Raw genomic sequence first — 14,311 nt, forward strand, 5'->3', positions numbered from 1 at the left:
GTTATAAATGATGAATTATAAATACGCCTAAAGGAAATTCATTCATTATTTATAATTCATCATTGTTTGTACGAATTGCTGAAAATGTTCTTTCAAGCCTGACCAGTTTTTCTGCTGAATGAGCGACTTATCGAACAGATGACTACCAATACCTACACCATTGGCACCGGCTTTAAAATAAGCGGCCATATTGTCGAGGCTAATGCCACCCGTTGGAATGACTTTGAGCTGATTCATAGGCGCTTTCAGGTCTTTTATATAGTCGGGGCCTAAAGACGTAGCTGGGTAAACTTTCACCATCGAAGCACCAAGTGACCAGGCGTTATAAATCTCGGTGGGTGTAAAAGCACCGGGGAAAATGGGCACATTACGTTTCACGCAGGCTTTAATAACTTTTTTATTGATAATGGGCGTGACAATAAACTGTGCACCAGCGTCCAGCGCCCGGTCGAGATCCTCTTTCGTACAAACTGTGCCAGCCCCAATATTCAATCCCTCACTGTTCGTTTCCAGCGCCTGTTGAATCATCGCTTCCGCACCGGGGGTATTCATGGTTATCTCGATGGTCGTCAGACCGGCTTCCCGATAGATGGGAAGAATCTGGCTAACAACCTCGGCCGATAACCCCCTGATGATTCCGACAATTGGCGCTTTTGTAAACAACTCCCAAGAAAATGCGTTTTGTGCCATGCTGTTATTTGCTTAAAGGTAATAGCTGATTCTGGGCTATTTTTACTTGTCCAGCGATCGTCGCTTTATCAATTAAATCAGCTGAAATAGTAATTGTCCGTTCCGATAAGTGAAGTTCTTCCATCGCCAGTTTATACAGTTCATATAAATTATTTCCACTGCATAAAATCAATTGCCAGGTCGGCTGGTTTATAAGTGATTTTAGCTCATTGCCAATTAATAATCCACTCAAATAAAGCGCATTCTGCCGCTTGGTTAATTGATTGAATAATTGATTCGTCCTGACCCTGAAAAGGCTATTGAGAATTGAGGAATCATGCGATTGATTGATACCAGCTTTAAAGGCGTCTAATTCACTTTCTTCGAAAACAGTCAAACCGTTGGACTCTACAGAATCTTTCAGAATACTGTAGTGCGACATGAGGTTAAATACTTCGCCCGTCATAAACGTTTGAAGGTCGACTACCTGCTGATTCTGGATGTAAATATGCTTCGAATGCGTACCTGGGAAAATCAGGATCGACTCTTCACTATCAACATGTAGAGTGTCTAATAAAGCGAGCAAGCCAATTAATTGAGTTTCCTCCCCGCGCATAACGTCGTGCTCCGTTCTGACACCTGATATGAGTATAATGTCGTGCGCAAAATCAACCTGCGTATCCAGGCGCTTGATGCTGGCCAGGCTACCATCAGTCGGGAACGGTAACGTAGCGTACGGCACTTCGTCCATGCCAATGGAGGAGGAGGCCATACCGGAAATGACCACCGGAATATCATCCAGATTGATGGTTAACTGCTTGGCCAGTAGGTCAATCTGGCGCTGTAGCTGCACCCGGAAAAACTGCTCTCTGGAAATCCCTGTCGGCTCGCCATTTGCCTTCCAGGATGTGAACGTATTGGCAATCCCTTCCTGCGAAGTGATTTCTCCAATGAGCTGAATATCAGTAGTGTTTATAAGTCGTAGCCGAAAAGAGGACGTACCCCAGTCGCAACCTAACAGATAGTTTTTCATGATTTCTATCGTTTTCTAGTACTACTTACGGCAAGGCAAAGGCAACATAAGAACCACCTGGCTTGAGACCATAGCGAGTACCGCCCGCGGCAATTACGATATACTGCTTTCCATTGGCCATATACGTAATAGGTGTAGCAAATCCTCCGGCGGGCAACTTGTATTCCCACACGATTTTACCTGTTTTTTTGTCAAAGGCCCGAAGTTTTTCGTCATACGTAGCGGCAATGAAAACCAGCCCACCAGCCGTCACAATTGGCCCACCATGGTTTTCGGTACCTGTGGGCGGCAGCCCTTTTTTGATCAGGTCCGGATATTCACCCAGGGGTACCTGCCAAAGATATTCGCCGGTGTTCAGGTCAATGGCGTTCAGGGTCCCCCAGGGTGGTTTGATGGCCGGATAATTATCCTGATCCCGGAACTGCGTATTTCCATTGTTCAGGTAGGGCGGCATGTATGGGAAATCAGCTCCTTCGGCCACAGGCGACGTAACAACCGAGCTATGAATGTCTGGCGCTGCTGTCGTACTAGCGGGTTTCGTTTCTGTCTTCAGTAAAAAGTTGACGATGGCATCACGATCTTCTTTGGATAAGTGACCGAATGACGGCATCCGACCGCGGCCGGTTGCCAGAAGGGTGTTGATCTGCTCGCGGTCCAGCCGCTTGCCTACATCGGTCAGGTCAGGATACGCCTGCGCTGCCGACGCGCTCGCTTTGGCCTCAGCACTTCCTTTACTGCTCAAGCCGTGGCATACCGAACAGTTGGTGTTAAAAAGAGACGAACCGCGTGTCATCGCTACGTTCTTGCCCTGCATCCGGCTGTCCCGCATCTTCAACCACCACAACATGGTGTTCGCGTTCTGGTACAGAATGCCGTCCGGATCGGCCGCATTGCCACCCCATTCGGCACCACCGCCAAAGCCATAATACAACGTGCCTTCTTCGCTGGGGGGCATGTATTTGCTTCCGTGTCGGCTGTTTTTGTACCGGTCCAGTACGAAAGCGTGGGCTTCGGGTGTGCGGGTCGTAATTTCAGCTTCCGTTAATTCCTGCCGGACAAAAGGCGCCGGTTTAGTCGGAACGGGCTGGGTAGGCCAGGGTTTCTCGCCGGGCAAAGCCGGGGAAGTGGGAACGCGTACTTCATTTACTGGAAACAGCGGCTTCCCCGTATCGCGGTCAAACACAAATACGTAACCGTCCTTCGTGGCCTGCGCTACCGCATCAACCATTCGGGGCCGACCGTCGGGGCCATTGTGTTTAACCGTAATCAGGTTGGGTGGGCAGGGCAGGTCGCGATCCCATAGGTCGTGGTGCACGGTTTGGAAGTGCCACACCCGTTTACCCGTTTCGGCGTTCAAAGCGATGACACAGTTGGCAAACAGATTCTGCCCTTCCCGGGCACCGCCGTAGAAATCAACCGAGGGCGAGCCCGTGCCTGCGTAGACAATTCCCCGCTTTTCGTCGATGACCATACCCGCCCAGCAGTTGGCACCACCCAATTTTTTGTACGAATCTTTTGCCCAGGTTTCATACCCAAACTCACCGGGCAGCGGGATGGTGTGAAATACCCAGGCTAGTTTGCCGGTACGCACGTTAAACGCCCGGATGTAGCCCGGAGGGGCATCGCCACCTTCGTTTACGGCTGAACCTGTAATCAGTAAGTCTTTGTAAATGACACCGGGTGTGGTGACTCGTATTGAGAAGTTTGCCAGATCGTGCCCGATGGTTTCCTTATCGCCCAGACCTTCGTGCAGATCAACTTCGCCGTTCTTGCCGAAGCTCTCGATCAGCTTACCCGTTGAGGCATTGATGGCGTATAAATAGGAGCCAACTGAATACAATATACGTTTGTCGTCGCCGTCTTCCCAGTACACAACGCCACGGACCGGGTGAAACCGGGGCCTTTTTTCAGGATTGGCAAAGGGATCAAATTGCCAGTGTTGTTTGCCCGTGGCAGCATCGACGGCAAAGAGTTTCATGCGGGGCGATGTGCCGTAAAGCACCCCCTTTACGACGATCGGCTGGCATTGAATGTCCATACCACGCTGCCCGGCAGTTGCATTGTCGCCTGTTTCGTAGGTCCAGGCAAGGGTCAGATTCTTCACATTTTGCGTATTGATCTGCGTCAATCGGGAGTACCGATTCCCGGCATTATTGCCACCGTACGTTGGCCAGTCATCCGCTGGTGCTTGTGGATTTGCTACGTCATTAGCCCAGTTTGCGGACAGGAAACCTCCCAGAACCAGAATTCCGATGGAGGATTTTAATAAGAAGTTCATTAGAAAGTTGAGTTAGTTAGGTATAGGTTAAGGAATGAATGCTTGTGTGTTAATTCTTTAGATTATATGCTTTTTTTCATTGTTGAGCGTACTTTCCAGACTACGTTCAGGCGTTGCCCGATCTACGACCGGCGTCTGGAGACTACGCCGGGCAGCTATTTCGCTTTTTCGTAAAACTCATACGCTATTTTCCACTTTACTTCCTGGCCAGGGGCCGCCGTCAAATGAATATACGGTTCCGGACAGGACGTAGTGGCGCAGGCCCAGTAGACTATTTTTTCCAGCGGCTGATCGCCGGTGATGTGTACGCCCGCGCCTGTTTTCTGGTTTTCGATGCGGATGTCATAGCCTTTAGGTGTAGCGTCGTACCCTGTCAGACTAGCCGTGTAGACCTGTTCTTTTTTCTCTAAATCCCGCGAATAAACCAGACGATTCCCCTGAGGCAGAATAGTTGTACCGAAGCCTTTTCCCTCGGCCTTTATAGTGTATGGGAACTCAACGTTTACGGTTGGGCCGGTAGGTTGTTTGTCAATGATGAAGAAGTTGTGGTCATACGTACTTGTCTCGATGGGTAATTTGCCGGTGTTTTTCAGGCTGTGTTCCAGCACCAGTTCAGGTTTGCCTTTCGCCAGTCGAACGGTTTTCGTGTAGCGATAGGCATAGCCTGTTGGGCTGGTTAATTCATGGGTAAAGTCAATATGGTCTTTTTGTTTTTTTATGGTCCATTTTCCCTGATCCACTACGTCGTAATACTTGGCAAAAGCGTAGTTTTTATCATCGGGTTTGCGGAGCGTACCCACGCCAATCTTCACGAACGTATCGCCGGGCTTGGTATCGGCGTAACCCAGTGGCGTAAATTCTTCTACGGGTCCGCTAATCGCATCGTGCAGTTTTGGGTCGTAGTTTTCAAACCAGGGTTCGATGAAACTATGGCCTTTGTACGTCAGATCTTTAAACGCCCCCGACCAGTCGAAGCGAGTACCCTGATAGTAGCCGCCCGATGCATCGGGTAAGTATAATGATGTCTGGATTAGGCCATTGGTTAACTCCGCCTGTGGAAAGTCGGCCAGTGGTAAGGTCGCGGCACCTAACCCGAAAAATGCGACTGTTGCGATAATTGCCTTTTTCAATGTGGTACGTGTTTTATGTGAATTTACCCCACCCCCAGCCCCTCCCCTTGAACTAAGGGGAGGGGTGAGTTCTCGAATATACAAGAGTCAATTATTAGAGTTAGCCAGCTCCCTCCCCTGGTTTTCAGGGGAGGGTTGAGGTGGGGTCAATTCACCTACAGATTCGGATTTATTGACGTGTCGGTGTACGGCAGCGTGAACCAGTAATTTGCCTTGGTGATGGGTTTGATGGGTTGCAGATCCTCAGGGCTTTTGGCTGCGTTGGCGGCTTCTACCTGTTCGAGACGAACCAGATCAAACCAGCGCGTACGTTCGCAGGCAAACTCCCAGGCACGTTCCTGTACTACCGCATCGGCAAACTGAGCGGCCGTGAGACCGTCGCCCGGTGTCAGGGCTTTTGTACCCGCCGGTAAACCCCGCGACCGAACCGCATTGAGTGCATCATACGCAGCCTGGTCGGGACCACCCGTGCCGCGGGCTTTGGCTTCGGCATAAATGGTCAGTACGTGCGGGTAGCGCATCATAACGGTGGGCAGCGAAATGCTGGACGTAACGATGTTGCCCTTAATGTACCATTTCTGGTAATATGGGTGTTTTGTCAGACTCTGTTCCCAGGGGATGGTAGTGGCGCCTAATCCGAACTGCGTCCGGAACGTAGCGTTTTTGCGGGGACCGGATGGGAAATTTTTGAAGAAATTAAGCTCGGCAAACATGTCGTCCCAGCCGCCTTCTTCGCCCGGCATGGTCGTGTTACCATACGTAGCATTTGCCGTACCGCTACCGCCCGTAAAGCCGTTGATCTGAAACACCGATTCCGGAATGATTGCCACGGCCGGGTCGTTCGCAAAGACCTCGGCAAACGTTGGCATCAGGGCAAAACCATACGTAGCGCGGTTGTCGATTACTTCTTTCGCTTTAGCAGCAGCCAGATCATATTTGTCGGTTTGCTTCAGCGGCCAGCCAGCCATCGTTAGATATACATCGGCCAGGAACGCCTTCGCCGAACCCGCATTGGGCCGACCCGGATCGCGACGGGTATTTGGTAGCATCGTTTCGGCTTTCTTCAAATCCTCAACGATCAGGGCGTACACTTCAGCGGGTGTCGATTTTTTGATGGTTAACAGGTCGGCCGAATATTCACCAGCCGTGACCAGCGGAATATTGCCATAAAAGCGGGTCAGCCAATAGTAGGAGAACCCACGAATAAAAAAGGCTTCTCCGGCAATAATATCAATCGTCGCTTTGGTACCAACCGTTTTTGCGTAGTTGTTAATGACGTTGTTGGCGCCCTGAATCGCTTTATAACACCCATTATAAACGGCGCCCGAACGCTGGTTTGTGGTCGATACGTTAAACTGGTCGAATTCGCGCCAGTCGGCTTTGTTACTGGCTGGGTGCGTGGTTACGTCGTCGGCACCCAGCACGGCAGCATTGGCCGATGGATGCAGGAACCCGTAGGTCCACTGGTTGCCCAGACCCCGATAGGCGCCCGTCAGGGCTGACTCCAGCCCATCCTGGGTTGAGAGAACGTTGCCGCCGTATAAGAGCCCGGTTGTATCTTCTTCAAGGTACCCTTTGCAGCCTGCCGTGAGCATAGCCGCCATGCCAATTATGAGTAATTTTTTCATGATTTATCAAGGAGTTTAGAAGCCCAGGTTTATACCGAGTGTGTATTGTTTTGCATTTGGATAAGAACCGTAGTCAATACCGATGGCGGTATCGGAGTTCGATCCCACCCGAGCCGACTCTGGATCTGGACCTTTGTATTTGGTGATTGTCAACAGGTTTGTAGCGCTGGCAAATACCCGGATGTTCGCTTTGTTTTTAAGGAAACTCGTTGGTACGTTGTAGGACAGACTGACGTTTTTCAGCCGAACAAAGCTGCCATCTTCAATAAACCGGCTCGACTGCGTGAAGGGCTGATATGTCTTCGTGAAGGCCGGTACGTTAGACGACTCGTTGCCGGGTCGGTAGTAATCCCGGATTTCCGACAGAATGAACTGCCGGGCATCACCCGCCCCCGACATGGCAGCTGCCCGGGTGTAGTTGAGCTTGTCGACGCCGAACACCCCGTTGAAGAATACGTTCAGCGTCAGCCCTTTGTACGAAAAGGTGTTGTTCCAGCCGCCCGTAGCTTTCGGGAAGGCCCGGCCAATAATCTGGAAGTCATCCGTTGTGATGGTGTTGTCGCCGTTCAAATCCTGATAATGCGGATCGCCCGGTACGCGGCCTTGCTTGGCAGCCGCATCGGCTTCACCAGGTTTCCAGGTGCCCAGATAATTCAGGCCCCAGTAAGAACCCAGCGGCTCCCCTGGTATCAGCATAAACTCGTTGGTCGTGGACATGCCACCGCCGACGCCCGTGCCTGTACCAAGCCTTGGATAACCACCTAGATCGAGCACTTTATTCTGTAAAGTCGAGAAATTCAGATTCGTTTCCCAACGGAAGCTGCCAGCAATCAGGGGTGTGCCTCCAATCGAAAATTCAAACCCTTTGTTTTCCACTTCTCCCACGTTCCGGGCTTGAGTACCACCACCGGCATAGCTTGGAATCGCTACGTTCAGGAGCAGGTCAGACGTATTTTTCTTGAAATAGTCCGCTTCAATGTGTAGCCGACCGTTCAGGAATTCCGCTTCCAAACCTACATCGACCTGCTTGGTAGTCTCCCATTTTAGATCTGGGTTACCCGGATTGCCTAACAGCACGCCCGCCGTAGCGGCTGAATTATTGTAGGCAACCTGGGCTGTGCTGTACGTCGATATCGTAGAGTAAGCACCGAGGGCCTGGCTACCCGTCATACCCCAGCTTCCGCGCAGTTTCAGGTTGCTGAATACGTTAAGTTTTTTGATAAACTCCTCTTCCGATAACCGCCAGCCTACCGCTACAGAGGGGAAAACGCTGTATTTGTTCCCCGACCCAAACTTGGATGATCCATCCCGACGAACGGCCGCCGTGACCAGATATTTGTCCTTGTAACCGTAGTTGACACGACCCAGCAACGAAAGGATTGTCCATTTCTGATAGGCCGATGCAACTGTAGCCGCGGTATTAAGGCCCAGATTGTCGTAGCCTAACTGCGGAAACCGTAATCCCGATGCACTCGCTGTAAAGTTACGGTCAGTGAACTGCTGCGTTTCCAGAACGGCAACGGCGTTGATCGAGTGGTCGCCGATTTTGACGTCGTAATTCAGGTTATTCGTGTTTTGCAGTGTCAACTGTTCCGACGAATACCGGCTAGCTGTTGGTACGTTGTTCGAGAGTCGCTTACCGTTCAGATTCAGGTTTTGCGTGTTCAGGTAATTGATGGCATACTGCAGATCGATCGATAGCCCTTTGATAGGAAGTTTGTAGTTTATCCCGGCGTTAATGTTGAGGCCACTCTTGTTCGCATCGACTGACTGATCATACAAATAATCCAGCGGATTACGATACACAGAACCAATCGGGTCCGTAAAAGTAGGCTGCCCATCAGCACCATAAGCAGGCGTTGTGGGTGCCCAGGCCAATGCCTGAACGATGGCTCCACCGTCGAGGGTATTGTGGTTTTGCGAGCGCGTACCCCACAGATTCAACCGAAACGAAAGTTTATCATTGATTTGTGTATTTATGTTAGTCCGCAGGTTGTAGCGCTTAAACCCACTGTTATTGACGATGCCGTTTTGGTTTAAGTAGTTCCCTGATACGAGAAAGGTCGTTTTATCACCACCACCCGAGAGGGTAATCTGGTGTTGCTGGCCGCTACCATTCCGGAATACCAGGCTCTGCCAGTCGGTGCCGCCATTTTGTTTGAACTGCGCAATCTGGTCACTGGTGAATGGTAAACCGGTACCGACAGCAGTAGAACGGGCGTTCACGATTTCAGCAAATTCACCAGCCGGTAGTACGTCATATTTTTTGATAACTTCCGACGTACTGAACTGACCTTCATAATTAACTTTAAGGCCTTTAGACCCTTTCTTGGTCGTAATGATAACGACGCCATTCGCCCCGCGACTCCCGTAAATGGAGGTCGATGCGGCATCCTTCAAAATCTGAATGGTTTCGATGTCGTTTGGGTTTACGAAGTTGAAATCAGCGCCCAGGAATCCATCCACGACATAGAGCGGGTTGTTGCTGCCCAGTACGGAGTTGGCCCCTCTGATCCTGATCCGGGCATCGCCACCCGGTGCGCCATTTGTCTGGCTCACCTGCACACCCGCAGCACGGCCCTGCAAGACCTGGTCCAGCCGCGTGACGGGTTGCTGCGCAAATTCTTTGGTGGAAATGGCCGTTAATGCGCCGGTTACGTCGACTTTGCGCTGCGTACCGTACCCAACCACCACCACTTCGCTCAGTGTTTTCTGGTCTTCGGCCATCTGGATATTGATCACCGAACGCCCGTTAATGGGAACTGTCTGACCCACATACCCGATGTTTGAAAATACCAGCGACGCGTTACTGGCTGCATTGATAGCGAAATTACCTGCCGCATCGCTGGAGGTACCTGTCGTTGTACCACTCACCTGAACATTGACACCAGGCAATCCCTGATTGTCTGGACCGGTAACTTTACCGGTTACTCTGGCATTCTGGGCGAAGGCATAGCTTTGCCCCAGAAGCAGCAGTAAAACGAATAGTTTTACAGTTTTTTTCATGTGTATAGGTTTATTAAGGAAAAAAGGAGATTTGATTGTATAGTCTTAATAAGGTATCCACGGGCTTCAGCCCTGGAATCATCCTGGTCACAACACGGGCTAAAGCCCATGGATACCTTACTTACCAGTCCACTACGGATCCGTCGAGGGCATTGTAGCTCTCGGGGTTTTTCCAGTCATGGCCAATTTTGTCTTTCATCAGAGCTTCGTCCAACTCGATACCCAGGCCCGGACCATTGGGGATCATAACGGTGCCGTCAGATTGCAGCTTGAACGGTTTTTTTATATAGCCTTCGCCCAGCGAGACTTGCTCCTGTACCAGAAAATTGGGGATACTAGCCGCCAGATGCAGACCTACGGCCAGAGAGATAGGCCCCATCGGATTGTGAGGAGCCACGGGAACGTAGTAGGCTTCGGCCATGCCCGCAATCAGGCGGCCTTCGGTAATGCCACCGGCATGACACAGGTCGGGCTGAACGATGCTGACCGCTTTCTTTTCCAGTAGTTCACGGAAGCCCCATTTGGTGAAAATACGTTCGCCAGCTGCGATCGGCAGATGTGTTCCCCGTGCGATGTCGGCCATAATGTCCACGTTCTGTGCCTGACAGGGTTCCTCGATAAACATAGGTTGAAAGGGTTCCAACTGCTTAATGAGCACCTTGGCTGTTTGGGGCGAAATATTACCGTGAAAATCGATAGCAATGTCCATGTCGGGACCACCGGCTTCGCGCAGTGACGCAAAATTGTCGACGGCGTATTTGATGAATTGCGGATTTTCGACAATGTTGGCCGGGTTCTTATGGGCAACACCCGTTTTGATAACCGTGTATCCTTCGGCCTTCCGTTTTTTCATATCCTCCGCATTGCTGGCCCGACCGTAAATCCGGACACGGTCGCGGGTAGGGCCGCCCAGCAGCTCATAAACCGGTACGTTCAACAACTTGCCTTTAATGTCCCACAATGCATGGTCGATGCCGCTCAAGGCGCTCGTCAGAATCGGGCCACCCCGGTAAAAGGCGTGTCGATAAATGGCCTGCCAATGATGCACCACATGCCGCGGGTCTTTACCAATCAGATACGGTTCTACTTCTTTGATGGCGGTCTGAATGGTCAGCGCCCGCCCTTCAAGCAACGGTTCCCCCAGACCGTATACACCAACATCCGTATGAATTTTCAGGAAAATCCACCGGGGCTTCACCAGAAAAGTTTCGAGTTTGGTAATCTTCACCTTGCTGTAATCGGCAAAGTGGCCGGGGCTGGCGGCATACGATGTTTGGGGTAACACCATTGTGCCCATTCCGGCCACGCCTAACACGGACTGAATAGCTGAACGGCGCGACATGCCGGATTTTTTAACTGGAGATTTCATTCGGGTTTAGTTAAAAAGTAGGTTGTTAATCGTTTAAGCAAGGCATAAAAAAAAGGAGATTTAAGTTTACGGTATTTAGTTTACGGTGGCTCTTCTGTAAGCTATACGAGCTTCAACCACCGTAAACCGAATACTGTAAACCGACTTATGGCCGGATAATCGTCCCGTCCATTTTGCGCACCTGCCAGTTCGATTTGGTGGTGATCGGATACTTGGCCGCTTCTTTCTCGTTGATGTCTACACCTAAACCCGGTACTTCATTAACTGACATATACCCTTTGTCCATCGTGGGGCAGCCACTGAAAACCTCTTTCATCTTGTCCGAAAAGGCCACCGCTTCCTGAATGCCGAAGTTCCAGACGGCCAGATCAATGTGAGCGTGAGCTGCATGACCTACGGGCGATACGTCCCCTGGTCCGTGCCAGGCCGTCCGGACGTTGAACCATTCCCCCAACCGGGCTACCTTCATAGCGGGCGTGATGCCCCCAATCTGCGAGACGTGTATCCGGATGTAGTCGAACCACTGATTGGCCATCGGCTCCTTAAATTCATTGATGTTGTTGAACAGCTCACCCATCGCAATCGGCACCGTTGTGGTCTGGCGTAGTTGCGCGAACCACTTCATGTTTTCGGGTGAGAAGGGATCTTCGATAAAGAACGGGCGATACTCTTCCACCTGCTTGATCATGTTGATGGCTTCCATGGGCTGCACCCGTTCGTGGACATCGTGGAGCAGTTCAATCTCTTCCCCGCACTCTTTCCGCACCACGTTAAACATTTTGGGTACCGACTTGAGGTAACCCATTACGTTCATGTATGCATCGCCTTCGTAGCCAAAACCCGCCGTTTTAAAATCGGGCTTATCGACATTGCTGCCAACGCCACCGTAGCCGCCCTGCTGAATGCGGATGTACTTGAAGCCCTGCTCCATAAATTTCTTGACACTATCGGCCGTCGCTTCGGGGGTGTTGCCACCGGCATGGGTGTAACAGGGAATGGCAAACCGAACCTTACCACCCAGCAACTGGTAAACAGGCATTTTGGCCCGCTTGCCTTTGATGTCCCAAAGAGCCTGGTCCAATCCCGATAGGGCGTTATTGAGCACAGGCCCATTGCGCCAGTAGGAGCTAACGTAAGCTGACTGCCACATGTCTTCGATGTTGTCGACATCCTTGCCGACGCAAAACTCATTCAGATACGTATTGATGGCGACAATGACGGTAGCCGCCCGTTGGGTAAACGTAGCACAGCCCAGTCCGTATAAACCGGGCTCTGTCGTTTCGACTTTTACCACGATCAGGTTGGACCCCTGCGGAGCGGTGGCAATGGCTTTAACACTTTTGATTTTGACGGGTGGTGCTCCGACAGCGTATTGGGGTTTGCCTTGTTGTTCACGGGCTTCAGCGGTAGACATGCCGCCAAAGAGGCCCAGTACGCCGGCTGTCGAGCCGAAACCCAGCATTTTTAACGTGTCACGGCGGCTTTGATCAGGTTGGTTCATGAGAAAAAAGGAAAAGGGTTGAGAAAATTGGAATTGATTTGTTTTGTCGTTCTGACGAAGGAAGAATATTCGGTTATGTCTGATTTTATACAAGTAGCGAAGATTCTTTCTTCGTCAGAACGACAAAAAGAAAATGAGGATTCTTACTTCTTATCCCACCATACCCGCGTATCGAGCGTGTTGGGGCCTTGCCGTGTGATCGCTTCATTCAGCTTGCCTGAGTTGACAACGATCTCGCTGTCAGGGTAAGGCATACGCCGGATGAAATCGCCTTTCACTTCGGAGCCAGGGTACGGGTTTTTCTTTAGGGCTGGGAAACCACTACGTCGGAAGTTGGCCCACGATTCGTTGCCGTCCAGGAAGGATGCGACCCAGTACTGAGTGTTGATCTGGTCCAGTGCCTTGGAGGCATCCAGTGGGTGGGCATCCAGATACGCCTTGATGCTCGCTTCCGGAATGGTCGACCCGTACGACGCCATCTGCTCCAGGTTAGCCCGGATGCCTTTTGCGTAATAGTCAGCTGCCGTACCCGTTACCCAGCCGCGGACGGCAGCTTCAGCGAGTAGCAACTGAGTCTGAGCATAGGTCACATGAAATTCGGGCGCATCCAGTTTCAATACTGTCGTGAGATTCACCTGCGTGAAATCCCACAGGCTGACCACCTTGTTCTGCGCCAGTACCGTATTGATCGATACGTCGTTGTAGCCCATCGGCATACCGATTTGTACCGCCGGATCAGACGAAGCCCGCGCGGCCACCTGCTCCTGACCGCCTTTGGCACCCACGTAACGCACGGCAAAAATGGGCAGACGAGGATCATTATTTGCTTTCAAATAATCAACAAAAGGGGCTGCCAGGTAGAAGTTGGTTTTTTCGCGAGCCTGTAAGTGATTGGCGATGTAGTTGTTATAAATGGCCGTGTGTCGGAGGGTTGAGTTGTCGGCGTTGGATTGCAACACACCACCTGCCACGGCTTTCTTTACGTACGTTTCAGCCATCGCCGGATCAACCTTGGTGAGCCGCATAGCCGCCCGCAGCATGAACGAATACCCCAGCCTTTTCCACTTTGCTACGTCACCACCGTACAGTATGTCCGTAACAACCGGCGATTGCGTGGTAGTCAGACCAACTGAGGCTTCATCGAGTTCTTTCAGAATGTCTTTGTAAATATCCTGCTGTGCGTCGTATTTGGGCGTTATAATCTCCGTGGTATACCCCTGACCCGCTTCCGTGTAGGGGATGTCCCCATAGGTGTCAGTCAGAATCATGAAGACGTAGGCTTTCCAGATGCGGGCCGCCTGGTAGGTATTTACCTGTAGCGGGTCGTTCTTGGTTTGGTCCAGCACCGACACGAGTTGTTTGAGCACATTGCGGTAGAAATTCTGCCAGACCAGGGGCGTATTGCTACTGTTGACCTGGTCGTAATTGGCTCCCGACAACGAGCTGCCGTAGGGCGTAATAATCTGCTGTACAATGCCAAAATTGTAGGTCAGCATGCCCAGCGTGCCAAACCCGTCGAGGTAGTTTGTGTTAATAATGGCCTTGTTAAGCACCATTGGCGCGGCCAGCGACGTTGGGTCTACCTTGTTGGTATTTATCTCGTCAAAGCCCTGATCGCAGCCCGTAAGCAGACTCAGCGAGAGGAGCAGGCTAAGGGTATGTTTTATCGTTAGTTTCATGATTTTTTGGTTTATGGT

9 protein-coding genes are annotated in these 14,311 nt (G+C 51.1%); all 9 read right to left on the reverse strand.

The genetic code is table 11. The features are described 5' to 3' along the window. Positions 1 to 45: 45 nt before the first annotated feature. The 9 genes from ACYVEA_RS13590 to ACYVEA_RS13630 all read right to left on the reverse strand — a co-directional run bounded on the left by ACYVEA_RS13590 (position 46) and on the right by ACYVEA_RS13630 (position 14,293). Positions 46 to 690, reverse strand: a complete 645-nt coding sequence (locus ACYVEA_RS13590; protein WP_461113971.1) for a bifunctional 4-hydroxy-2-oxoglutarate aldolase/2-dehydro-3-deoxy-phosphogluconate aldolase — start codon at positions 688 to 690, stop codon at positions 46 to 48. 4 nt (positions 691 to 694) lie between these two features. After that, complete coding sequence (locus ACYVEA_RS13595; protein ID WP_461113972.1) at positions 695 to 1,702, reverse strand: 2-dehydro-3-deoxygalactonokinase; 1,008 nt, start codon at positions 1,700 to 1,702, stop codon at positions 695 to 697. Between the two features lie 25 nt (positions 1,703 to 1,727). After that, positions 1,728 to 3,980: an outer membrane protein assembly factor BamB family protein gene (locus tag ACYVEA_RS13600; protein WP_461113973.1), complete on the reverse strand. Its 2,253-nt coding sequence runs from the start codon at positions 3,978 to 3,980 to the stop codon at positions 1,728 to 1,730. A gap of 155 nt (positions 3,981 to 4,135) precedes the next feature. Beyond that, positions 4,136 to 5,110, reverse strand: coding sequence for a hypothetical protein (locus ACYVEA_RS13605; protein WP_461113974.1), 975 nt, complete (start codon positions 5,108 to 5,110; stop codon positions 4,136 to 4,138). Positions 5,111 to 5,265: 155 nt separating this feature from the next. Beyond that, positions 5,266 to 6,738: a RagB/SusD family nutrient uptake outer membrane protein gene (locus ACYVEA_RS13610; RefSeq protein WP_461113975.1), complete on the reverse strand. Its 1,473-nt coding sequence runs from the start codon at positions 6,736 to 6,738 to the stop codon at positions 5,266 to 5,268. A 15-nt stretch (positions 6,739 to 6,753) separates the two neighbouring features. Continuing rightward, positions 6,754 to 9,744: a SusC/RagA family TonB-linked outer membrane protein gene (locus tag ACYVEA_RS13615; protein ID WP_461113976.1), complete on the reverse strand. Its 2,991-nt coding sequence runs from the start codon at positions 9,742 to 9,744 to the stop codon at positions 6,754 to 6,756. 121 nt (positions 9,745 to 9,865) lie between these two features. Further along, entirely contained in the window at positions 9,866 to 11,113 is a 1,248-nt protein-coding gene (gene dgoD / locus ACYVEA_RS13620; protein WP_461113977.1) for a galactonate dehydratase, read from the reverse strand. Between the two features lie 145 nt (positions 11,114 to 11,258). Then, positions 11,259 to 12,614: an enolase C-terminal domain-like protein gene (locus ACYVEA_RS13625; protein WP_461113978.1), complete on the reverse strand. Its 1,356-nt coding sequence runs from the start codon at positions 12,612 to 12,614 to the stop codon at positions 11,259 to 11,261. A gap of 143 nt (positions 12,615 to 12,757) precedes the next feature. Continuing rightward, complete coding sequence (locus ACYVEA_RS13630; protein WP_461113979.1) at positions 12,758 to 14,293, reverse strand: SusD/RagB family nutrient-binding outer membrane lipoprotein; 1,536 nt, start codon at positions 14,291 to 14,293, stop codon at positions 12,758 to 12,760. Positions 14,294 to 14,311: the final 18 nt, after the last annotated feature.

It is taken from the genome of Spirosoma jeollabukense, from assembly GCF_054777855.1.